Consider the following 21,277-nt stretch of genomic DNA (forward strand, 5'->3'; position numbering starts at 1 on the left):
GATCACCTCAACTCAAGAGCTGGTGTCGGTGCACAGCTCGGTGGCGGTCAGGGTGGTCATCTCGGCCTCGGTGAACCCGAAGGGCCGCACGGTCGACAGCAGCTCTCCGCTGGCCCGCATCCGGTTCAGCTCCACGGTGAACGCGTCCCGGAACGTCCGCTGGTCGCGCCGGAAACCGAAGGCGCCGCACCCGAGTTGCCGCTTGCCGCCGATCACCGGGACGAAGGCCGGAGTGAGTTCAAGTGGCGCGTCGGAGCGCTTGGACAGCGCGTCGCGCAAGGAGATCGCGGTCAGCGAGAAGGCGTCCGCGCGGTTGGCCAGGATGCCGTCGAGTCCGCTGAAGACGCTGTCGAAGATGACCGCGCGGTCCATCAGACCGAGGGCGGTGGCGTAGCTGATGTTCGCGCTGCCGGTCAGCAATCCGACGCGAACGTCTTTGTTGGCAACGATGTCGTCGAGGGTCTTGAGTCCCTTGGGGTTGCCCTTCGGCACCATCAGCGCCTCCGGCGCCTGGTACTCCGGATCGGAGAACAGGACCTGCTTGCACCGCGCGGGGGTGACGAACATGCCCGCCGCGATCACGTCGAAGACGCCGACCTGCAACGCCGGGATCAGCGCGCCGAAGTCGGTGATGCGCGGGTTCATCCGCTCGACACCCAAGCGCTGGAACACGATCCGCGCCAGCTCGGGTGCTTCGCCGGTGATCCGGCCGGACCTGTCGACGAAGCCGTAGGGTGCCTCGTTGGCGATGCCGATGTTGACCTCACCACGGTCGCGGATGCGGGAGAGCAGATCGCCGCCAGCCTCCTGCGCGGTCAGATCGACTGTGCTGCAAGAGGAAACGGCCAGTCCGAGCGCGCCGGCCGCCGTGCCCATGAGGAAGTTCCGTCGGGAGACGTGCGCGGCACACACGAGGGGCCACTCCTTGCGTCGGCAACAGAACCCGGCGAACGGTAGGTGTGCCGACACACGAGGTCAAAGGGTCCGATGTGGACGACAGCGCTCACCGTCGCCGGTGTACCCCTTCCTTCCCCGGTCAAACCACGACTTTTGTGCGAAAGTCACGATTCGGTCAACCCGTGGGCTTTCCGGATCACCGTCACGATCTCGTCCATGATCTCGGTCAGCTCGTAGTCCTTGGGCGTGAAAACCCTGGCCACACCGCGTTTCAGCAACTCGTCCGCGTCGGCGGGCGGGATGATCCCGCCGAGCACCACCGGAACGTCGGTGACCCCAGCGGCCTTCAGCCCCTCCACGACCGCGGGCACGACCTCCAGGTGCGAACCGGAGAGCACCGACAGCCCGACGACGTGCACGCCCTCCTGCACCGCCGCCGCGACGATCTGCGCCGGGGTGAGCCGAATGCCCTGGTAGACAACCTCGAAACCGACGTCCCTCGCGCGCACGGCGACCTGCTCGGCGCCGTTGGAATGGCCGTCAAGCCCGGGTTTTCCGACCAGGATGCGCAGCCGCTCGCCGAGATCCTCCCCCGCCTTGGCCACGCGCTCCCGGACTCCGGCCAGCGCGGCGCCGGCGACCCCTGCCGCCGAGGCGCCGGAAACCCCTGTCGGGGCGCGATATTCGCCGAACACTTCGCGCAGCGCCGAAGCCCACTCGCCCGTCGTCACGCCCGCTTTGGCACAGGAGATCGTGGCGGACATGAGGTTCGCCCCCGTCTTCGCCGCCTCGCGCAGCCCGCGCAGCGATTCGTCCACAGTGGACGCTTCGCGGCCGGAGCGCCACGCGCGCACGGCCTCGCTCGCCTCGCGCTCCACCCTGGGGTCGATCGTCTCGATCGCCTTCGCGCCCTCGGCCTGCAACGGGCTCGGCTCGGTGGTGTCGAACTTGTTCAGCCCCACCACGACGTCCTCACCGGCCTCCACCCTGCGGCGGCGTTCGGCGAGCGAGGACACCATCTGCGACTTCATGTAGCCGCTCTCCACCGCCGCGACCGCGCCACCCATCGCCTGCACGCGGTCGATCTCCGCGCGCGCGCCGTCGACGATCTCGTCGACCTTGGCCTGGATCACCGGGGAGCCGTCGAAGAGGTCCTCGTACTCAAGGAGATCCGTCTCGTACGCGAGCACCTGTTGCATGCGCAGCGCCCACTGCTGGTCCCACGGGCGTGGCAGGCCGAGCGCCTCGTTCCACGCGGGCAGCTGGATCGCGCGCGCACGAGCATTGCGGGACAAGGACACCGCGAGCATCTCCAGCACGATGCGCTGGACGTTGTTCTCCGGCTGCTGCTCGGTCAGGCCGAGCGAGTTGACCTGCACGCCGTAGCGGAACCGCCGCTGCTTCGGGTTCTCGATGCCGTAGCGGTCGCGGGTGATCTCCTCCCACAGCACGCCGAACGCGCGCATCTTGCACATCTCCTCGATGAAGCGCACGCCCGCGTTCACGAAGAAGGAGATCCTCCCGACCACCTCGCCGAAGCGGTCGTCGGGCAACTGACCGGAGTCGCGCACCGCGTCCAGCACGGAGATCGCCGTGCACATCGCGTAGGCGACCTCCTGCACCGGGGACGCCCCGACCTCTTGCAGGTGGTAGCTGCAAATGTTGATCGGGTTCCACTTCGGCACGTGCTGCACCGCCCACGCCACCATGTCGGTGATCAGCCGCAGGCTCGGCCCCGGCGGGAACACGTAGGTGCCCCGCGACAGGTACTCCTTGATGATGTCGTTCTGCGTGGTGCCCGCGAGCTTCGCAAGCATCTCGTCACGGTCCAGGCCCTGCTCCTGCGCCTGCTCCTCCGCGACGCCGACGTAGAGCGCGAGCAGCCACATCGCCGTCGCGTTGATCGTCATCGAGGTGTTGGCCCCGGCGAGCGGGATGCCGTCGAAGAGCTGGCGCATGTCGCCGATGTGGCTGATCGGCACGCCGACCTTGCCGACCTCGCCCCTGGAGAGCTCGTGGTCGGGGTCGTAGCCGGTCTGCGTCGGCAGGTCGAACGCGACCGAGAGACCGGTCTGCCCCTTGGCCAGGTTGCGGCGGTAGAGCGCGTTCGACGCGGTGGCCGAGGAATGACCCGCGTAGGTCCGCATCACCCAAGGGCGATCGCGATCACGGTCGGACGGGTACGGCACTGTCCACCTCCGCCTGCGGCTTCGGATTTCGCCGAGCCCAGCGTACTGGCGGGTAACCAGTGATCTACGTGCGATTACTCACAGCAGCCAACAGAACCGGTTCAGCGACCGGCTCATGTTCGGCCGAGCAGATCGCGCACACGCCTCGCGAACAGGTACGCGTCTCCCGGCCAGCGAGCTGAGACGTACCGTCCGTCCTCGACCACGAAGGCAGCTGTGTCGTCCGTCGCAGTACCGCGCTTGGTCAGCGTCCTCGGCCCGCGAACGAAGTCGCTCGGCCGCGCGAGCGCGTCCCGCACCTCGTCCTCGACGTAGGCCGGATAGGTCCGGTAGTAGCGACCGAGCTTCCACGCGGTGAGCAGGTACGCCGAACGCTCCATGTACTTCGGCAAACACGTCGTACGCTGACCGTGCAGCAGACTCCGACCGGTCCTGTGGTCGGTCGCACGGGCCAGTACGAGCACTCCGTGGCAGATCGCGCCGACGGGCCGCTCCAGTCCCCAGAACTCGGAGATCTTGTCGTAGAGCGCCAAAGAGCCGAGGTACTGCCGCATGCCCGGCGCGTGTCCACCCGCGAGCACGAGCGCGTCGTGGTCAGCGGGCAGGATGTCTTCCCACGCAACGGTTTCACGGAACTCGCGGCTCTGCGTCAGCTCCCGGTAGAGCCGCTTGGGCTCCGGTTCAGCACCGAGCGCTCCGAAGATCACGCCGTCCAGCAGCCGCTGATCGGCCGCTGGAACGGTTCCCTCGCGCTCGGTCGCGAAGACGACCTCGTGCCCGGCCTCGGTCAGCACGTGCCAGGGCACTGCCACCTCGGTCACGTCGAAATCCGTGTCCGGCAACGGCATCAGCACCCTGGCCACGGCTGATCAGCGCTCCGGCGGCGCGGAGACCCGCTGCACGTCGGCGCCGAGGCGCTGGAGGTTCTCGATGAACTGCGGGTAACCGCGGTCGATGTGGAAGACGTCCCACACCTCCGTGACGCCCTCCGCGCACAGGCCCGCGAGCACCAGGCCCGCGCCCGCGCGGATGTCGGAGGCCCACACCGGCGCCCCGGACAGCTTCTCGACACCGCGAACCACGCAGTGGTGGCCGTCGGTGCGCGCGTCCGCGCTCATCCGCATCATCTCCTCGACGAAGCGGAAGCGGGCCTCGAAGACGTTCTCCGTGATCATCGAGGTGCCCTCGGCGACCGCGGCGAGCGCGACCGCGAACGGCTGGTTGTCCGTGGCGAAGCCGGGGTAGGGCAGCGTGACGAAGTCCACCGCCTTGGGCCTGCCGTCCATCACCACGCGGAAGCCCTGCTGCGGCTCGGTCACCGTGGTGACCTCAGCGCCCGCGCTGCGCAGCTTCTCCAGCACGAGGTTGAGGTGCCCCGGGTCCACGCCGAGCACGGTGATGTCCCCGCGCGTCATCGCGGCGGCCAGCGCCCAGGTCGCGCCGACGATGCGGTCGCCGATGACGCGGTGCTCGGTGGGCTGCAAGGACTGCACGCCGTGCACCGTCAGCGTCGAGGTGCCCGCGCCCTCGATCTTCGCGCCCATCTGCTGGAGCATCACGCAGATGTCGATGATCTCCGGCTCGCGCGCGGCGTTGTCGATGACCGTGGTCCCGTCCGCGAGCACGGCGGCCATCAGGATGTTCTCGGTGGCGCCGACGCTCGGGAAGTCCAGCCAGATCTGCGCCCCGTGCAGGTTCTCCGCCTCGGCGACCACGCAGCCGTGCTCGATGCCCGTGGTCGCGCCGAGCTGGCGCAGGCCGTTCTGGTGCATGTCCAGCGGGCGCGAGCCGATCGCGTCGCCGCCCGGCAGCGCGACGACCGCCTTGCGGCAGCGCGCGACCAGCGGGCCGAGCACGCAGACCGAGGCGCGCAGCTTGCTCATCGACGCGAAGTCGGCGCGGTGGTTGGGCATGGCCGGGGAGACGATGGTGACCTTGTCGTGGTCGATGTCGACCTCGCAGCCCAGGCCCCGCAGCACGTCCGCCATCAGCGGCACGTCGAGGATCTCCGGGCAGTTGGTCAGTGTCGTGGTGCCCTCGGCCAGCAACGCGGCCGCCATCAGCTTCAGAACACTGTTCTTCGCACCGACGACGGAAACCTCACCGACGAGGCGCGCGCCGCCCTGGACGCGGAAATGCTCGCTCACGACGAGCCATCGTATGGGTCAAGCCAAAACGGCTCGTGACCCGTAGGGTCGCTGCCATGTCTGTCCGCATCAACCGCGTCTACACCCGCGTCGGCGACAACGGCGCCACCGCGCTCGGTGACGGTTCCCGAGTGCCCAAGACCAGCACCAGGATCGCGGCCTACGCGGACGTGGACGAACTGAATTCCGTCATCGGCGTCGCTCTCGCGCTCGGCTCCCCCGCCGCGGACATCGCCGAGGTGCTCCAGGCCGTGCAGAACGACCTCTTCGACGTCGGCGCCGACCTGTGCACGCCGATCGTCCCCGACCCGCCGTACCCGCCGCTGCGCGTCACCGAGAGCTACGTGGAGCGGCTCGAAGGCTGGTGCGACGAGTTCAACGAGCGCGTCGGCAAGCTGGAGTCGTTCATCCTGCCCGGCGGCACCCCCGCCGCCGCGCTGCTGCACCAGGCCCGCACCGTCGCCCGCCGCGCCGAGCGCAACGCGTGGGCGCTGCTGGAGGACCCCGAGGAGGCCGAGCGCTCCAACGCGCTCGCCGCCAAGTACCTCAACCGGCTCTCCGACCTGCTGTTCATCCTGTCCAGGGTGGCGAACCCGGACGGAGACATTCTCTGGAAGCCCGGAGCCAACGGCTGAGCAATTGGGCATTTACACGAAAATCGGCGAGTTCACAGTGCACATTTCCAAATGAGATTTCGCCTACCCTCGCAATGACGGTGGATCACACGCGAGTGAGGGAGTGCACGTGGTGGACGGTACAGGCATCTCGGTCGACTTCGACGGCCGGCTGCTCGTCGTGGAACCCACCACCCCCGCCGCCAAGGAGGAGCTCGGCACCAGCAGGTTGTCGCTGTTCATCACCGACATCTCCCGGCTCTCGCTGAAGGGCGCGGGCATGCTGCGCGGCGGAAGGCTCAGCCTCACCATGCACGACGGCAGCCGCCACCAGCTGGCGTTCAGCCGTGACCAGCAACCGCATTTCACCCACCTCTACAAGGAACTCCGCGCCGCGAAGTCCACTCCCTGAGACGGGAAAACTCCCTATTACGGCAAATGCCACAACGCCGAAATCGGAAGCGACACCAAGCGGTCGCCGAAGCTGATAGCGCCGTGCTTTCCGGTGTGCAGCACGACCCCCATGGTGAACTCAGGGCCGAGCAGATCCCGCAACGCCGCCAGTCCCCGGAAATCGTCCGCGACGACCGTGTCCTTGGCTTTCGCCTCCACGCCGACGACCTGACCGTCGTCCCGCTCCAGGATCACGTCCACCTCCGCCCCGCCACTGACCCGCCAGTGGTGGAGACGAACCGACGCCTCGCTCCACGTGGCCTGCTTCGCCAGCTCGTTGACGATGAAGGTCTCCACGAGCGGCCCACGCGCGGGCGCGACCGGTTTGGCCAGGGAGTCGGGCGCGACGCCGAGCAGCACGGCCGCGAGCCCGGTGTCAGTGAGGTGCAGTTTGGGGTGCTTCACCACGCGCGCAGTCAGGTTCCTCGACCAGACGGGGAGCCGGTGGACCAGGAACACCGCTTCGAGCAGCTCCAGGTAACGGTTCACGGTGCTCCGGTGGAGCCCCATCCTGTTGGAGGTGTTGGCGGTGTTGTGCTCCTGCGCCGTGATTGAAGCGAGGTACACGAGCAGGGAGACGATGGCGCTCGGCTCGTTGACCCTCGCCATCTCCCTGATATCGCGTTCCGCGATCGCCTGCGCGTAGGCGCGGAACCAGGCACGCCGGGCCCGTGGGTTCTCCATCAGCGCGGGCTCCGGGAACCCGCCCCGGCAGATGCGTGCGAAGTACTCCTCCCTGCCCACTCCGGAAGGCCCCAGTTCGAGCAGCGAGTCGGGGTCGTCGAAGACCGTGTCGATGAAGACGTCGGTGCGCCCCTCGAACTCTCCCTGAGAGAAGGGCCACACGTCCACGACCGCGGCCCGCCCGGCGAGCGACTCGGACAGGCTCGGGGTGGCGAGGAACCTCGTCGAGCCAGCGAGAACGTAACTGCCGGGCCTGCGCCCGACGTCGACCTCCGCCTTGATCGCGCGCACCAGCGGATCACCGGCGCGTTGCACCTCGTCGATCAGTCTCGGCTCCGCACCCCCGGAGGCGAAGGCGATCGGATCGCTCAACGCGGCCTGGAGAAGCTGCTCGTCGTCGAGGTTCAGCAGCGTCCCACCCCTCGCCGCGTGCACGTGGTGAAGCAGGGTGGTCTTCCCCGCCTGCCGAGGGCCGTTGAGGATGACGACGCGGAAGGCGGTGAGGTAGGCATCCACGAGGGAGCTGCACGAGCGCCCGAGATCCGACGCGAACATCAAGCCTCCTATCAGCGCGGACACGCCAAAAATCGACCTTCAGTGTACATCTGACAGCACCTCGCCTGTACATTTGACAGAGCATCAAGCATACATCTGACAGACCACTGAGTGTACATTTTGCTGATCTTGAAAACCGCTTCGCACAGCGACCGAAGCCCCGGATGGGACACCCTGATCCAACAACGAAAAGAGCGCGACCCAGGATCGGGGTCGCGCTCAGGTAGCAGCAGCGGAGGGTGTCAGGAGGCCCAGGGAACAGAACGTCCTGGCGGAGTGGACTCCAGCCAGGACAGGAAACCGGTCAGCGCGCCGGGCGGCATGGCGAGCTCGAAGTCGCCGGAGGCGCTCTGACAGCACAGGACCGTGGACCCGGAGGGGACCATGTAGGTCTCGGGTCCGGTCGGCTCGCGCCGGGAGTCGATCTCCAGGTCGACGCGGTTGAAGACCTGGTCCGGGCCCGAGCGCAGGCCGAGGGCGCGGAACCAGGTGAACTCGTCGCCCCGGTAGCGGCCAACGCCGATGTGCCACCGGCCGCCCTTGTCGGTGCCGTAGCGCACCGCCACGTCGATGCCGCCCTGGCGGAGCAGGCGCAGTCTGCGCCACACCACCAGGACGACCGCCACGGCGGCCAGCAGCAGGACCAGTAGAAGGATCTCGACGATGCCCATGGCCCGGCCCTACTCGCTCAGCCGCGCGTCAGGCCGACTGTCCCGCGGCCTTCAGGCGGGCGGCTGCCCGCGCCCTGGCATCGGTGTCCTCCGCGTCGACGCGGGCACGCGCACGGTCCACGTCGATCTCGTGGGAGAGCTCGGCGCCCTCGGCGAGAACGCTGACCCCGTCACCGGTCACGGACAGGAACCCACCGTGCACGGCGGCCGTCACGACATCGCCGTCGGTGGTGGTGATCCGCACGACGCCACCCTCGGTCAACTGGCCAAGCATGGGCTCGTGACCGGGCAGGATGCCGATCTCGCCCTCGGTCGTCTGGGCCACCACCATGGTGCCGGTACCGGACCACAGGCGGCGCTCAACGGCGACCAGCTGGACGGACATCTCAGCCACTGGCATCTCCTTCACACGCTCGTCCGGGTCAGTCTAGACGGTCGCCTGGCAACCATTCCCACCCGACCGGTGTGACCACAGGTGACCACCCGACGATCCGACCCGAGGGTTGTATGACAAGCGCCGAAGAGTCGTTCGCCGACTTCGTCCGAGCACGGTCACCAGTGCTCCTGAAGACCTCGTACCTGCTCTGCGCAGGTGACCGCGCCGCGGCGGAGGACCTGCTCCAGGACGTGCTGGAGCGGATGTTCTGCCGGTGGCGGCGGATCGCCGGTCCGCCGGAGCCCTACGCGCGCAAGGCACTGGCGAATGCCGCAGCCAATCGGTGGCGCTCACGGTCACGCAGGGTGGCCGAAGCCCCGTTGGACGACGTTCTCGGGCCGAGTGAGCCTGGTCACGAGGACGGCATCATCGCGCGGGCCGAACTGGTGCGAGCCCTGGCCGCCCTGCCACCCAGGATGCGCACGGTGATCGTGCTGCGCTTCTTCGAGGACTTCACCGAGGAGCAGACGGCGCAGGCGCTGGGCTGCGGCAAGGGCACGGTGAAGAGCCAGACCTCCCGAGGGCTCGCACGACTGCGCGACCTGATCTCCCCTGACGCATCCGATCTCCTCGAGGAGCGGCGATGACCTCCGAGAACGACCTGCTCGAAAGATCGCTGCGGCACGCGGTGACCGATGTCGACGCCCCAGCGGACTTCGCCGACCGCGTGCTCGTTGGCGGGCGTCGCAGGCGGTTCCGCCGCCGCGCGGGCATGGCCACCGCGGCCGCCGCCGTCACCGTCCTGGTCGGCGGGCTCGCGGCGAGCACCCCCGCCTGGCTGGCCGGACCTGACTCCACGACCCCCGCCGACTCGCGCATGAGCGAGCCGACCAGGGGCGATCTCGCCAAGGACGCGGCCTTCCTGGACAAGGTGCTCGACCGCTGGCGGACCGAGTCGCTGACCAGGCTCGACCGCGTGGCCTACGAGGGCAAGGACTGCTGGGCGTTCACCACACCCGCGCACGTGCACTGGGCGGGCAACACCCCCGCCGGACCGGCGGCGCTCGTGCTCCAGCCCGCCAGGACCACACCGGGCACCTGCCGGATCGAGCCCGGAACACCCACGCTGCTCGGTCTCGTCGGCACCGACGGCAAGGACAACGCCACGCACGTCCTGGACGTCGTGACCACGGGCGAGGACTACACCAGTTCCGAGGTCTTCGCGTTCGGCCCCAAGGCCGCCACCCTGATCGCGACCGAGGCCAGCGGCGCCAAGGTCGTGTCGCCACGGATCGAGGTCGGCTCGGACGGCAGGAAGGCGCGCCGGGTTCAGCCGCTGGAGTTCCACGACGGCGTCGCGGTGCACCAGATGGCGGCAGGCACCTACGTCGAGCGCGAGTTCGTGGTCTCCGCCGAGGTGCCGGACGCGCAGGGGCGCACGAAGAAGCACCCGTTGTGGATCTCCAAGTCCACGCACGACCACTACACGCCCCAGCCGCAGCTGGACTGGCCGAAGCTGCGCGGTGATCTCGGCGGCAGCGCGCTCGACGCCCCCGCGCGCCGGATGCTGGTCTGGAACGCGTTGCGGCAGTCAGGGATGACCGATCCGTTCGGCCCGACCATCGAGGACGAGAACGGCGCGAACTGGATGATCTCCGCAGGGCTGCCGGACGGGCGGACCGTGATCATGACGGAGCGGTTCGGCGGTTCGAGCGCGCACCTCTACGCGATCCTCGTCCCGGGCTCCAAGGAGGCCCAGGAGAAGCTCGCGCGCGGGGAGCGGGTGCCGCACACGGTCGTCTACGGCGGCAAGCACGACCCGAGGAGCGGATACGTGGCGGTGCGCCTGCCGGACGGGCAGGGCTGGGTCGTCGCCAGCTACGGGGCGACGCTGCGGTACAACCTCGGCGGGCTCTGGGTCACCGCCCAGGGCGACGCCGCGCTGCTGCCCGCCGCCGCGACCCACCTCGAGATCACCAAGCCGGGCGCGGTCGCCGTCGTGGTCCCGCTGACCTGACCCCAGCACAAAAAAGGGCCGGGCTCCCCTGGGGAAGCCCGGCCCTTTCGGCGTTGTCAGAGGCTCACTTGGTGAGCTTCTTGTAGTTGGCCTCGAGGTCGTCGATGCCACCGCACATGTAGAACGCCTGCTCCGGCATGTGGTCGAAGTCGCCCTTGCTGAGGCGGTCGAACGCCTCAACGGTCTCCTTGACCGGCACGTTGGAGCCGGGCTGGCCGGTGAACTGCTCCGCCGCGTACATGTTCTGCGACAGGAACCGCTCGATCCGGCGAGCGCGCTGGACCAGCACCTTGTCCTCTTCGGACAGCTCGTCCATGCCGAGGATGGCGATGATGTCCTGCAGGTCCTTGTACTTCTGCAGGATCCGGATGACCTCCTGGGCGACGCGGTAGTGCTCGTCGCCGACGATCGAGGGGTGCAGGATCGTCGAGCTGGAGGCCAGCGGGTCCACCGCCGGGAAGATGCCCTTGGAGAACACGCCACGGGAGAGCTCGGTGGTGGCGTCCAGGTGGGCGAAGGTGGTGGCCGGCGCCGGGTCGGTGTAGTCGTCCGCGGGCACGTAGATCGCCTGCATCGAGGTGATCGAGCGACCCTTGGTCGAGGTGATCCGCTCCTGGAGCTCACCCATCTCGTCGGCCAGCGTCGGCTGGTAACCCACGGCCGACGGCATCCGCCCGAGCAGGGTGGAGACCTCGGAACCGGCCTGGGTGAACCGGAAGATGTTGTCGATGAACAGCAGCACGTCCTGGTTCTGGACGTCGCGGAAGTACTCCGCCATGGTCAGCGCGGAGAGCGCGACCCGCATACGGGTGCCCGGCGGCTCGTCCATCTGACCGAACACCAGCGCGGTGTCCTTCATGACGTTGGACTCGGTCAGCTCGGCGATGAGGTCGTTGCCCTCACGCGTGCGCTCACCGACACCGGCGAAGACCGAGGTACCACCGAAGTTGCGGGCGATACGGGTGATCATCTCCTGGATGAGCACCGTCTTGCCGACACCGGCACCACCGAACAGACCGATCTTGCCGCCCTTGACGTACGGGGTCAGCAGGTCGACGACCTTGAGGCCGGTCTCCAGCACCTCGGTGCGCGGCTCGAGCTGGTCGAAGGCCGGCGGCTTGCGGTGGATGCCCCAGTGCTCGGCGTCCGCGCCGTAGCCCGGCTGGTCCATGCACTCGCCGAGCGCGTTGAACACGTGGCCCTTGACCAGGTCACCGACCGGAACCGAGATCGGCTTGCCGGTGTCCTTGACCTCGGCACCCCGGACGAGACCGTCCTGCGGCTGCATGGAGATCGTCCGGACCAGGTTGTCGCCGAGGTGCTTGGCGACCTCCAGGGTCACGGTCTTGGCCATCGCCTCGTGGGTGATCTCGACCTTGAGGGCGTTGAACAGGTCCGGCACGGAGTCGCGGGGGAACTCAACGTCCACGACCGGGCCGTTGACCCGGACCACACGGCCGATACCGGCAGCAGTAGCTGTCGTCATCTCACTCATCACTTCCTGCGGTAGCCAGTGCGTCGGCGCCACCGACGATCTCGCTGATCTCCTGGGTGATCTGGGCCTGGCGGGCCTGGTTCGCCTCTCGGGTGAGAGCGCGGATCATCTCGCTGGCGTTGTCGGTGGCCGCCTTCATGGCGCGCTGGCGGTTGGCCAGCTCGGAGGCGGCGGACTCCAGCAGAGCCGAGTACAGCCGGGTCTTGATGTACTTCGGCAGCAGCGCGTCGAGCAACGTCTCCGGGTCCGGCTCGAAGTCGTAGCCGGGCAGGACGCTCTTCTCGTCGTCCTCACCGGCGTACTCGACCTCCAGCGGCACCACGCGCTTGGCGATCGGCTGCTGGGTCATCATCGACTTGAACTCGGTGTAGACGACGTGGACCTCGTCGAAGGCGAGGGCACCGGACTCGGCGTCGGCGAGGAAGCCCTCGACCAGCGCGTCACCCGCGGCCACGATGTCGGCGTAGGCGGGCTTCTCGGAGAAGCCGGTCCACGAGTCGACGACCTCGCGCTGGCGGAAGCGGTAGTACCCCGCCCCCTTGCGCCCGACGACGTAGAGGTAGGGCGTCTTGCCCTCCTCGCGCAGCCGCGTCTGGAGCTCCTCGGCAGCCTTGATCACGCTGGAGTTGTACCCACCGGCCATGCCCTTGTCACTGGTCACGAGCAGCACGGCGGCACGCGTGGGGTTCTCGCGCGCCACCAGCAGCGGATGGCTCAGCGTCGAGGCCGTCGCCAGCGAGGAGAGCACCTTGGTGATCTCCTCGGTGTAGGGCCGCGATGCCGCGACCCTGGCCTGCGCCTTGCCGATCCGCGAGGTGGCGATGAGCTCCATGGCCCGCGTGATCTTCTTGATCGCCTGGGTGGACTTGACCCTCTGCTTGAGGACGCGAAGTTCAGCAGCCATGCGTCACCACGTCACTTCTTGGCCGGAGCCGGACGGTTCACCTTGACGGACTCCTGGCCGAGCTTGGAGTCGTCGATCGCGTCCGCGGCCGGGTCGTTGACGACCTGGGTCCCGTCGGAGGCGGTGAACTGCTTCTTGAAGGTCTCGATCAGCTCGCCGACCCGGTCGGAGTTCTCGTCCGAGAGGTCCTTGGTGTCGCGGATCTCGGCGAGCACGCCCTCGTGGTTGCGGCGGACCCAGTCCAGCAGCTCCGACTCGAAGCGGCGGACGTCGCCGACCGGCACCGAGTCGAGGTGGCCGCGGGTACCGGCGTAGATCGAGACGACCTGCTCCTCGACCGGGAACGGCGCGTACTGGGACTGCTTGAGCAGCTCGACCAGGCGCGCACCGCGCTCCAGCTGCGCCTTGGACGCGGCGTCCAGGTCCGAGGCCAGCGCGGAGAACGCCTCCAGCTCGCGGTACTGGGACAGGTCCAGCCGCAGCGAGCCCGCGACCTTGCGCATGGCCTTGACCTGCGCGGAGCCACCGACTCGGGAGACCGAGATACCGACGTTGACCGCCGGGCGGACACCCTGGTTGAACAGGTCCGACTCCAGGAAGCACTGGCCGTCGGTGATGGAGATGACGTTGGTCGGGATGTAGGCCGACACGTCGTTGGCCTTGGTCTCGATGACCGGAAGACCCGTCATCGAGCCCGCGCCCAGCTCCTTGGACAGCTTCGCGCAGCGCTCCAGCAGGCGCGAGTGCAAGTAGAAGACGTCGCCCGGGTAGGCCTCGCGGCCCGGCGGACGGCGCAGCAGCAGCGAGATCGCGCGGTAGGCCTCGGCCTGCTTCGTCAGGTCGTCGAAGACGATCAGGACGTGCTTGCCCTGGTACATCCAGTGCTGGCCGATGGCCGAGCCGGTGTAGGGGGCCAGCCACTTGAAGCCGGCGGAGTCGGAGGCGGGGGCGGCGATGATGGTGGTGTACTCCATCGCACCGCGGTCCTCCAGCGCCTTCTTCACCGCGGCGATGGTGGAGCCCTTCTGGCCGACCGCGACGTAGATGCACCGAACCTGCTGGTTCGGGTCGCCGGTCTCCCAGTTGGCCTTCTGGTTCAGGATGGTGTCCACGCAGACGGCGGTCTTGCCGGTCTTGCGGTCACCGATGATCAGCTGGCGCTGGCCGCGGCCGATCGGGGTCTGCGAGTCGATGGCCTTGATGCCGGTCTGCAGCGGCTCCTTGACGGACTGCCGCTCGACGACGGTCGCGGCCTGCAGCTCCAGGGCGCGGCGGTCGTCGGCGACGATCTCGCCGAGGCCGTCCACCGGGTGCCCGAGGGGGTTGACCACGCGGCCGAGGTAGGCATCGCCCACCGGGACGGACAGCACCTGTCCGGTCCGCTTGACCTCCTGGCCCTCCTCGATGGACTCGTAGTTGCCGAGGATGGCAACACCGATCTCACGCACATCGAGGCTCAGCGCGACGCCCAGGACGCCGCCGGGGAACTCCAGCAGCTCGTTGGCCATCGCCGAGGGCAGGCCCTCGACATAGGCGATGCCGTCACCGGTCACGGTGACGGTTCCGACCTCTTCCCGGTTGACCTCCGGGGAGTAGCTGGAGACGTAGTTCTCGATCGCACTGCGGATCTCGTCCGACGAGATCGTCAGCTCCGCCATGTCGTTCCTGCTCTCGGTTCGTTCTCGACCAGTGAGGTCGTCGTTGAGGGGGCCCGCACCCGTCCGGCGCGGACGGGTACTGCCGTGGGCGTCGTTGTTATCCAGCGAGCTCGCGGCGGAGGGCCTCCAAGCGGCCAGCCGCACTTCCGTCGATGACCTCGTCGCCGACGCGGATCACCAGACCGCCTCGCAGCGCCGCGTCGACCTCGATGTGGAGGGCGATCGGCCGCGAGTAGACACGCGTCAGCAGGGCGGACAACCTGTCCTGCTGCGCCTCGCTGAGCGGGATGACCGACCGCACGTGCGCGACCGAGCGCTCCCTGCGCTTGGCCGCGAGTCCGGCCAGCTGCTCCAGCCCGGCCACCACCCCGAGTCCACGGGGCTCGGCGACCAGCTGTTCGGCGAGGGTCTGGGTGACCGGCTCCAGCTTGCCCGCGGTGAGCGAGCGCAGCAGCTCGACCTTGCCCGCGGAGTCGCGGGCCGGGTCGGAGAGCAGCCGGTCGAGGTCGGGCTGGGCGGCGACGATCCGGCCGAGCCGGAACAGCTCGTCCTCCACCGCGTCCAGCCTGCCGTCCTGCTCGGCGCGCACCAGCGAGACGGTGCGGGTGAGCAGTTCGATGCCGTCGACCAGCTCCCGGGGGCTTGACCACCTCGCGGTGACCACGGTGGCGAGCAGGTCGACCGCCCGCTCGCTCACCTTGCCCGCCAGCAGGCCGCGCACCAGCGCCTCGCGACCCGAGGGGTCGCTCGACGCGTCGGCGATGGCCCGGCGAAGGCCGATCTCCTTGTTCAGCAGGGTGGTGACGGCGAACAGCTCATCGGCGAGCGTGCCGAGGCCTTCGCCGTTCACCCCGCTGGTGATCTCCTGCAACCGCGCTTGCGCGCTTGCGAGCGCCTCGCGGCTGGCGGCGTGCATCGCACTCATGCCATCGCTCACTTACCAGCCGGCGCCGAGACGGCGTCCAGCTCGTCGAGGAAGCGGTCCACCGTGGCGCGCCTGCGGGCCTCGTCCTCCAGGGACTCCCCGACGACGCGACCGGCCAGGTCCACCGCCATGCGTCCCAGGTCCCCGCGCAGTTCCGCGACGATCTGGGCGCGCTGGGCGGCGAGCTGGTTGCTGCCCTGCGCGATGATGCGAGCGGCCTCGGCCTGGGCCTTGGCGTAGAGCTCTTCCTTGATCTTCTCCGCCTCGGCCCGAGCGTCGTCCCGGATCCGGGCGGCCTCGGCACGGGCGTCGGCCAACTGGGCCTGGTACTCAGCCAGGGCCTGCTGCGCCTGCGCCTGGGCCTGCTCCGCCTTGGCGATGCCGCCCTCGATCTTCTCGGTGCGATCGGCCAGCACCTTCTGGAAGGTCGGAAGCACCTTCTTCCAGAAGACGAAGCCGATGATCGCCAAGCAGACCGCGGACCAGACGATGTCGTACACCGCGGGAATCAGGGGATTCTGCGCGGCGGCGGCTAGCACTGTGGTCGTCACGGTGTCACCGAATCCTTAGTTGGGATGAGCCGGCTCAGCCGCCCAGGCCGCCGAACATGATGCCCGCGACCAGACCCAGCAGACCCAGGGCCTCGGTGAACGCGATACCGAGGATCATGGTGGTGCGCAGCTGGCCGGAGAGCTCGGGCTGGCGGGCCATGGCCTCGACGGTCTTGCCGGAGACGATGCCGACGCCGATGCCGGGGCCGATGGCCGCGAGGCCGTAACCGATGCTGGCGACGTTGCCCATAACCTCTGCGAGGTTCATTCTGTCGTTCCCTTTCAGGTTGGCCCCGACCGATTGAGCACGGACGGGGTCGTACCAATCCCTGTTCTCAGTGCTCGGCGTGCAGCGCGCCGTCGATGTACACGGCGGTCAGCATCGTGAACACGTACGCCTGGAGGACCTGAACCAGCAGTTCGAACAGGGTGAAAATGAATCCGGCGCCGAAGGACAGCACGCCGACCGGGGCGAGCAGCAGACTTCCGGCCTGGAAGAGCAGGAACCACGCGGCTCCGAAGAAGAGCACCAGCGTCATGTGCCCGGCGATCATGTTCGCCAGCAGGCGCACGGTGAGGGTGAACGGCCGCACCAGGAAGGTCGAGACGAACTCGATCGGCGTCACCAGCAGGTAGAGCGGCTTCGGGATGCCGGGCGGGAACAGGTTGGACTTCATGTACGGACCGAAGCCCTGCGCCTTGATGCCCGCGTAGTTGAAGACGAAGTAGGTCAGCAGCGCCAGCAGCAGCGGCACGCCGATCTTCGCGGTGCTCGGCATGTTCAGGAACGGGATGACCCCGGAGAGGTTCAGTGCCCAGACCATGAAGAAGATCGTGGTCAGCAGCGGGAGGAACCGCTTGCCGTTGACCTTGCCGAGGATCTCCTCGGCGATGGAGACGCGGACGAAGTCCAGTCCCATCTCGGCCAGGTTCTGCACGCCGCGCGGCACGATCTTCGGCCTGCGCATGGCGATCAGGAAGAAGCCGACGAGCACCACCGTCATCAGAACGCGGATCAGCATGATCCGGTCGATCTGGAACGGGGTGCCCTCGAACAGCAGCGCCGGGGGGAAGAACTCGGCGATCGAGGGCGGGTGGTACCCGCTGTCTTGCGAGGCCAGCACCAACATCGAGCGCGGTCTCCCTGCTATGGCGGCCGTCACCGTTCAGCTCCGGCCGTGGCGTACGTAGACGATGTAGAAGCTCATGACGGCACCGATCAGCAGGCCGAGGATGATGAAGACCCGGCCACCGACCGCTGTGTCGATGAGGTACCCGACGCCACCCCAGAGAGCTGGGCCGGCGATCAGCGTGCTGATGAGCGCCCAGACATCCGCCTTACCCGATTGGGTGTCTTTGTCCGTCTTGTCGCTCATCCCAGCAGCACCTTACCAACCGTTTGGACAGAGCTTGTGAACCGGGGGTCAATCTTCAATCTGCTGGCCAGACGGGGTGCGAGGGGCCGGCTCGACGTACGGAGCCTTGGACTTGATCACAGCGAGTGACTCTGTGACGAGCACTACCACGATCGAGAGCGCGGTCACGACGAAGAGTGTCGGTTTTGAGTAGAAATCCAGGGGCCGCAGGGCCAGCAGCACGACGAAGACCGCGACCATCTTCACCAACCAGGAGCCCATGACCGCCCCCAAAGTGGCAGCGGGGCTCGCCTTCATCGTCGCCAGCACGGCGCCGGTGGTGATGAGCAGGAAGACCCCGGCGATGCCCGCGCCGATGACCGCGCCCCAGAGACCGGGCGTCCCGGCGACCGGCCACGCCACCGCCACGGCGACCACGACGAGGGCGCCGAGCATCGCGGCGGACTGGACGAGGGCCCTGCGCAGGACATCGCTCGGGTTGGCGAGGACCGTCTGCTTCAGCGGGTTCACGTCCGAATTGTCCCTGACGTGCCCCGACGATCACCGAAGGGGGTCAGGAACGGCGTGACTCGCGCAGTCTGGGGATGGCGGAGGCGAACAGCGCGAGCAGCAGGCCGACGCCCACCACCCAGATCACCGTGACCACGTCGAAGAGGGTCAGCGAGACCGCTCCGAAGGCCAGCACCGAGGCCCACAGGTAGATCAGCAGCACGGCGCGGCGCTGCGAGTGACCGATCTCCAGCAACCGGTGGTGCAGGTGCATCTTGTCCGGGGCGAAGGGACTTCGGCCCGCCCTCGTCCGCCGCAGCACGGCCATCACCAGGTCCAGCAGCGGCACGAACAGCACGGCCGCCACCACCACCAGCGGCGAGAGCAGCGCGATGGTGCTCTTGCCGCCGTAGCTGGCGAAGTCGAGCTGACCGGAGGCGGAGGTGCTGGCAGCGGCCAGCATCAACCCGATCAGCATCGACCCCGAATCGCCCATGAAGATCCGCGATGGCTGGAAGTTGTGCGGCAGGAACCCGACGCACGCCCCGGCAAGGGTGGCCGCCATCAGCGCCGCGGGATAGGCGTTGCTGCCCTTGCCCGCGATCAGCACCATGGTGAAGGCGCAGGTGGCAAGGGCGGCGATCATCCCGATCCCGGCGGCGAGGCCGTCGAGTCCGTCGACCATGTTCAGCGCGTTGATCATGGTGACCGCGAGCAGCACCGTGAGCAGCGCGCCCTGGTCGCCGTCGAGGATGATCAGCTGCCCCATGCCGGTCTTGGTCCCGCCCCACGGCACCCAGAACAGGAACCACTGGACGCCGAAGAGCACCAGCAGGCCCGCCGAGGTCACCTGGCCGGCCAGCTTGGTCAGCGAGTCCAGCTCGAAGCGGTCGTCGAGCGCCCCCACCAGCACGATCACCGCACCGGCGATGGCGACGCCGATGACCTCGGAGGAGATCGTGAAGGAGTTGCGCAGCACCGGCAGGTGCAGCGCGAGGAGCATGCCCGCGAGCACGCCGCCGAACATGGCGACGCCGCCCATCCTCGGTTTGGGCTGCGCGTGCACGTCCCGTTTTCGGGGGTACGCGACGGCACCCACCTTGAAGGCGAGCTGCCGGACGAGGCCGGTGAGCAGGAAGGTCACCGCTGTGGAGACCAACAGGACGAGAAAGAACTCTCTCACCGGCAGACCAGCGGGATTGAAGGCAGGCGTCGGGCCCACGGTGGACGATTAACCTCGCGGATAGGCAGGGTTGGCGGCGACCAGGTCGGCGACGGCACCCGCGACGGAGGCCAGTTCGGCGTCCCCGCTGTCGGTACCGCGTTCGGCACGGACCGCACGGCCGATCAGGCGTGCGATCTCGGCCATGTCCGTCTCGGTCATCCCCTGCGTGGTGACTGCCGGAGAACCGATCCGGATACCGGACGCGGTCATCGGCGGGGCTGGGTCGTACGGAATCGCGTTCTTGTTCAAAGTGATCTTGGCAGCCCCGGTGCGGGCCTCCGCCTCAGCCCCCGTCACGCCGATGGGGCGCAGGTCGATCAGGGCGAGGTGGGTGTCGGTGCCACCGGAGACCGGCCGCATCCCCTCGGACTCCAGGCCCTTGGCCAGCGCGACGGCGTTCGCGACGACCTGCGCGGCGTAGGACTGGTACTCCGGGGAGGCGGCTTCCTTGAGCGCGACCGCCTTGGCGGCCACGTTGTGCATCAGCGGGCCGCCCTGGCTGAACGGGAAGACCGCCTTGTCCAGCGCCTTGGCGTGCTCGGCGCGGGAGACAATCATGCCGCCGCGCGGGCCGCGCAGCACCTTGTGCGTGGTGAAGGAGACGACGTCGGCGTAGGGCACCGGCGACGGGATCGCCTTGCCCGCGACGAGTCCGATGAAGTGCGCGGCGTCGACCCAGAGGATCGCGCCCACCTCGTCGGCGATCTCGCGGAAGGCGGCGAAGTCGAAGAGCCTGGGGTAGGCGGTGGCGCCCGCGACGATCATCTTCGGCCGGTGCTCCAGCGCGAGCTCGCGCACCTGGTCGTAGTCGATCAGCTCGGTGTCCTTGTCCACCCCGTACGGGACCGGGTTGAACCACTTGCCGGAGAAGCTGACCTTGGAGCCGTGGGTGAGGTGGCCGCCCTGCTTGAGGTCCATGGCGAGCACGGTGTCGCCCGGCTTGCAGAAGGCCGCGTACACGGCGAGGTTGGCGTTGGCGCCGGAGTGCGGCTGGAGGTTGGCGTGCTCGGCGCCGAAGAGCTCCTTGGCGCGCTCGATGCCGATCTCCTCCGCCTTGTCGACCTCCTCGCAGCCGCCGTAGTAGCGGCGGCCGGGGTAGCCCTCGGCGTACTTGTTGGACAGCGTCGAACCGATCGCGGCGAGCACGGCGGGGCTGGTGAGGTTCTCGCTCGCGATGAGTTGGAGCCCGCCGCGCAGCCGGTCCAGCTCACCGAGAACGACGTCGGCGATCTCCGGGTCGGTGGACTGGAGGGCGGAGAAGTCGGGGCCCCAGAACGGCGTTGTCACTGCGGTTGCTCCTGTCGTAGGGCGGCGCGAATCGCGTTTCGTACGCTACCGCGCAAGTTCGACCTCGGTGCCTACGACCTCGGCCACATCGGCGAGGCTGACGGCACCTTCACGCAGCACCAACGGGTGCGGACCGGTGAGGTCCACGATGGTGGAGGCCACGGGGTCACCGGACGGCCCTCCATCCAGATAGACGGATACGGAGTCGCCGAGTTGCTCCTGTGCCCCGATCGCGGTAGTCGCGGGCGGGTGACCTGAGCGGTTCGCGCTGGAAACGGCCATCGGGCCGACCTCGCGCAGCAGGTCGATCGCGACCGGGTGCAGCGGCATCCGCACCATCACCGTGCCCCTGGTGTCACCCAGGTCCCAGTTCAGCGAGGGCGCGTGCGGCAGCACGATGGACAGCCCGCCCGGCCAGAACGCCTCGATCAGCAGCCGCGCCTGGTGCGGGACCGAGAGCACCAGACCGTCCACAGTGGACCAGGAGCCGACCAGGACCGGCAGCGGCATGTCCCGCCCGCGCCCCTTGGCGTCCAACAGGCTCTGCACCGCCGAGGAGTCGAAGGCATCGCACCCGAGCCCGTAGACGGTGTCGGTCGGCAGCACCACCAGCTGCCCGCTCCGCACGGCTCCCGCGGCGGCGGCCAGCCCGGCCTCGCGCTGCACCGCGTCGTTCTCGTTGGCCCCACCACACGCGTACACCATGCTCACCCCCAGCACGATAGCCCCGCGCCCGCACCGCCCGATCGACCCCGCCCCCGTCC

23 protein-coding genes are annotated in these 21,277 nt (G+C 68.5%); 4 read left to right on the top strand and 19 right to left on the bottom strand.

Annotation, left to right across the window (positions count from 1 at the left end; translation table 11 throughout):
* Window positions 1-12: 12 nt before the first annotated feature.
* From ehuB to murA, 4 genes are all read right to left on the bottom strand, one after another.
* Window positions 13-876, bottom strand: coding sequence for an ectoine/hydroxyectoine ABC transporter substrate-binding protein EhuB (ehuB, locus tag ABD798_RS31305; protein WP_344882895.1), 864 nt, complete (start codon window positions 874-876; stop codon window positions 13-15).
* 185 nt (window positions 877-1,061) lie between these two features.
* Window positions 1,062-3,086: a protein meaA gene (locus ABD798_RS31310; RefSeq protein ID WP_344882897.1), complete on the bottom strand. Its 2,025-nt coding sequence runs from the start codon at window positions 3,084-3,086 to the stop codon at window positions 1,062-1,064.
* Window positions 3,087-3,199: 113 nt separating this feature from the next.
* The gene (locus ABD798_RS31315) at window positions 3,200-3,949 is read right to left on the bottom strand and encodes a type 1 glutamine amidotransferase domain-containing protein (RefSeq protein WP_344882900.1); all 750 of its coding nucleotides are present in this window, start codon (window positions 3,947-3,949) and stop codon (window positions 3,200-3,202) included.
* Between the two features lie 6 nt (window positions 3,950-3,955).
* On the bottom strand, window positions 3,956-5,233 hold the full coding sequence (murA, locus tag ABD798_RS31320) for a UDP-N-acetylglucosamine 1-carboxyvinyltransferase (RefSeq protein ID WP_344882902.1): 1,278 nt from the start codon (window positions 5,231-5,233) through the stop codon (window positions 3,956-3,958).
* A 56-nt stretch (window positions 5,234-5,289) separates the two neighbouring features.
* Here murA and ABD798_RS31325 point away from each other — a divergent pair, with 56 nt between their 5' ends.
* Both ABD798_RS31325 and ABD798_RS31330 read left to right on the top strand, forming a co-directional pair.
* Window positions 5,290-5,868, top strand: a complete 579-nt coding sequence (locus ABD798_RS31325) for a cob(I)yrinic acid a,c-diamide adenosyltransferase (protein WP_344882905.1) — start codon at window positions 5,290-5,292, stop codon at window positions 5,866-5,868.
* A 109-nt stretch (window positions 5,869-5,977) separates the two neighbouring features.
* Complete coding sequence (locus tag ABD798_RS31330) at window positions 5,978-6,259, top strand: hypothetical protein (RefSeq protein WP_344882907.1); 282 nt, start codon at window positions 5,978-5,980, stop codon at window positions 6,257-6,259.
* Between the two features lie 17 nt (window positions 6,260-6,276).
* Here ABD798_RS31330 and ABD798_RS31335 read toward each other — a convergent pair whose 3' ends face one another.
* The 3 genes from ABD798_RS31335 to ABD798_RS31345 form a co-directional block, all read right to left on the bottom strand.
* Window positions 6,277-7,539, bottom strand: a complete 1,263-nt coding sequence (locus ABD798_RS31335; protein ID WP_344882910.1) for an ATP-binding protein — start codon at window positions 7,537-7,539, stop codon at window positions 6,277-6,279.
* A gap of 242 nt (window positions 7,540-7,781) precedes the next feature.
* Window positions 7,782-8,210, bottom strand: coding sequence for a DUF2550 domain-containing protein (locus ABD798_RS31340; RefSeq protein WP_344882913.1), 429 nt, complete (start codon window positions 8,208-8,210; stop codon window positions 7,782-7,784).
* A 28-nt stretch (window positions 8,211-8,238) separates the two neighbouring features.
* Entirely contained in the window at window positions 8,239-8,604 is a 366-nt protein-coding gene (locus tag ABD798_RS31345) for a F0F1 ATP synthase subunit epsilon (RefSeq protein ID WP_344882916.1), read from the bottom strand.
* A gap of 113 nt (window positions 8,605-8,717) precedes the next feature.
* Here ABD798_RS31345 and ABD798_RS31350 point away from each other — a divergent pair, with 113 nt between their 5' ends.
* Complete coding sequence (locus ABD798_RS31350) at window positions 8,718-9,233, top strand: SigE family RNA polymerase sigma factor (protein WP_344882919.1); 516 nt, start codon at window positions 8,718-8,720, stop codon at window positions 9,231-9,233.
* A complete protein-coding gene (locus tag ABD798_RS31355) occupies window positions 9,230-10,603 on the top strand; it encodes a hypothetical protein (protein ID WP_344882921.1) in 1,374 nt (457 codons plus the stop codon). The genes ABD798_RS31350 and ABD798_RS31355 overlap by 4 nt, the downstream gene beginning before the upstream one ends.
* Window positions 10,604-10,667: 64 nt before the next feature.
* On the opposite strand, the gene atpD is transcribed toward ABD798_RS31355, so the two are convergent.
* The 12 genes from atpD to ABD798_RS31415 all read right to left on the bottom strand — a co-directional run bounded on the left by atpD (window position 10,668) and on the right by ABD798_RS31415 (window position 21,224).
* The gene (gene atpD, locus ABD798_RS31360; RefSeq protein ID WP_425549301.1) at window positions 10,668-12,098 is read right to left on the bottom strand and encodes a F0F1 ATP synthase subunit beta; all 1,431 of its coding nucleotides are present in this window, start codon (window positions 12,096-12,098) and stop codon (window positions 10,668-10,670) included.
* A complete protein-coding gene (locus tag ABD798_RS31365) occupies window positions 12,091-13,002 on the bottom strand; it encodes a F0F1 ATP synthase subunit gamma (RefSeq protein WP_344882927.1) in 912 nt (303 codons plus the stop codon). Before ABD798_RS31365 ends, atpD begins: the two co-directional genes overlap by 8 nt.
* An 11-nt stretch (window positions 13,003-13,013) precedes the next feature.
* Window positions 13,014-14,660, bottom strand: coding sequence for a F0F1 ATP synthase subunit alpha (atpA, locus tag ABD798_RS31370; RefSeq protein WP_344882930.1), 1,647 nt, complete (start codon window positions 14,658-14,660; stop codon window positions 13,014-13,016).
* 97 nt (window positions 14,661-14,757) lie between these two features.
* The gene (locus tag ABD798_RS31375) at window positions 14,758-15,585 is read right to left on the bottom strand and encodes a F0F1 ATP synthase subunit delta (RefSeq protein ID WP_344882933.1); all 828 of its coding nucleotides are present in this window, start codon (window positions 15,583-15,585) and stop codon (window positions 14,758-14,760) included.
* Window positions 15,586-15,593: 8 nt separating this feature from the next.
* Window positions 15,594-16,136, bottom strand: coding sequence for a F0F1 ATP synthase subunit B (locus ABD798_RS31380; RefSeq protein WP_344882936.1), 543 nt, complete (start codon window positions 16,134-16,136; stop codon window positions 15,594-15,596).
* Window positions 16,137-16,170: 34 nt separating this feature from the next.
* Window positions 16,171-16,404 (bottom strand): ATP synthase F0 subunit C, encoded by a 234-nt coding sequence (gene atpE / locus ABD798_RS31385; protein WP_344882939.1) that lies wholly within the window; start codon window positions 16,402-16,404, stop codon window positions 16,171-16,173.
* A 67-nt stretch (window positions 16,405-16,471) separates the two neighbouring features.
* Entirely contained in the window at window positions 16,472-17,266 is a 795-nt protein-coding gene (gene atpB / locus ABD798_RS31390) for a F0F1 ATP synthase subunit A (protein ID WP_344882942.1), read from the bottom strand.
* A 36-nt stretch (window positions 17,267-17,302) separates the two neighbouring features.
* On the bottom strand, window positions 17,303-17,512 hold the full coding sequence (locus ABD798_RS31395) for a hypothetical protein (protein WP_344882945.1): 210 nt from the start codon (window positions 17,510-17,512) through the stop codon (window positions 17,303-17,305).
* 48 nt (window positions 17,513-17,560) lie between these two features.
* On the bottom strand, window positions 17,561-18,022 hold the full coding sequence (locus ABD798_RS31400) for a Cg1360 family ATP-synthase-associated protein (protein WP_344882947.1): 462 nt from the start codon (window positions 18,020-18,022) through the stop codon (window positions 17,561-17,563).
* Window positions 18,023-18,065: 43 nt separating this feature from the next.
* Entirely contained in the window at window positions 18,066-19,223 is a 1,158-nt protein-coding gene (locus ABD798_RS31405) for a glycosyltransferase family 4 protein (RefSeq protein WP_344882950.1), read from the bottom strand.
* Window positions 19,224-19,232: 9 nt separating this feature from the next.
* Complete coding sequence (locus tag ABD798_RS31410) at window positions 19,233-20,513, bottom strand: serine hydroxymethyltransferase (RefSeq protein ID WP_344882953.1); 1,281 nt, start codon at window positions 20,511-20,513, stop codon at window positions 19,233-19,235.
* A gap of 45 nt (window positions 20,514-20,558) precedes the next feature.
* Complete coding sequence (locus ABD798_RS31415; protein ID WP_425549302.1) at window positions 20,559-21,224, bottom strand: L-threonylcarbamoyladenylate synthase; 666 nt, start codon at window positions 21,222-21,224, stop codon at window positions 20,559-20,561.
* Between the last annotated feature and the right edge of the window lie 53 nt (window positions 21,225-21,277).

The organism is Allokutzneria multivorans, assembly GCF_039537405.1.
GTDB lineage: Bacteria > Actinomycetota > Actinomycetes > Mycobacteriales > Pseudonocardiaceae > Allokutzneria > Allokutzneria multivorans.

What these genes read in the sequence shown, in the direction of transcription:
- ehuB (WP_344882895.1), bottom strand. Translation starts at nt 876, where the DNA reads ATGGGCACGGCGGCCGGCGCGCTCGGACTGGCCGTTTCCTCTTGCAGC.
- ABD798_RS31325 (WP_344882905.1), top strand. Translation starts at nt 5,290, where the DNA reads ATGTCTGTCCGCATCAACCGCGTCTACACCCGCGTCGGCGACAACGGC.
- ABD798_RS31335 (WP_344882910.1), bottom strand. Translation starts at nt 7,539, where the DNA reads ATGTTCGCGTCGGATCTCGGGCGCTCGTGCAGCTCCCTCGTGGATGCC.
- ABD798_RS31340 (WP_344882913.1), bottom strand. Translation starts at nt 8,210, where the DNA reads ATGGGCATCGTCGAGATCCTTCTACTGGTCCTGCTGCTGGCCGCCGTG.
- ABD798_RS31350 (WP_344882919.1), top strand. Translation starts at nt 8,718, where the DNA reads ATGACAAGCGCCGAAGAGTCGTTCGCCGACTTCGTCCGAGCACGGTCA.
- ABD798_RS31355 (WP_344882921.1), top strand. Translation starts at nt 9,230, where the DNA reads ATGACCTCCGAGAACGACCTGCTCGAAAGATCGCTGCGGCACGCGGTG.
- atpD (WP_425549301.1), bottom strand. Translation starts at nt 12,098, where the DNA reads ATGAGTGAGATGACGACAGCTACTGCTGCCGGTATCGGCCGTGTGGTC.
- ABD798_RS31365 (WP_344882927.1), bottom strand. Translation starts at nt 13,002, where the DNA reads ATGGCTGCTGAACTTCGCGTCCTCAAGCAGAGGGTCAAGTCCACCCAG.
- atpA (WP_344882930.1), bottom strand. Translation starts at nt 14,660, where the DNA reads ATGGCGGAGCTGACGATCTCGTCGGACGAGATCCGCAGTGCGATCGAG.
- ABD798_RS31375 (WP_344882933.1), bottom strand. Translation starts at nt 15,585, where the DNA reads ATGAGTGCGATGCACGCCGCCAGCCGCGAGGCGCTCGCAAGCGCGCAA.
- atpE (WP_344882939.1), bottom strand. Translation starts at nt 16,404, where the DNA reads ATGAACCTCGCAGAGGTTATGGGCAACGTCGCCAGCATCGGTTACGGC.
- atpB (WP_344882942.1), bottom strand. Translation starts at nt 17,266, where the DNA reads ATGTTGGTGCTGGCCTCGCAAGACAGCGGGTACCACCCGCCCTCGATC.
- ABD798_RS31395 (WP_344882945.1), bottom strand. Translation starts at nt 17,512, where the DNA reads ATGAGCGACAAGACGGACAAAGACACCCAATCGGGTAAGGCGGATGTC.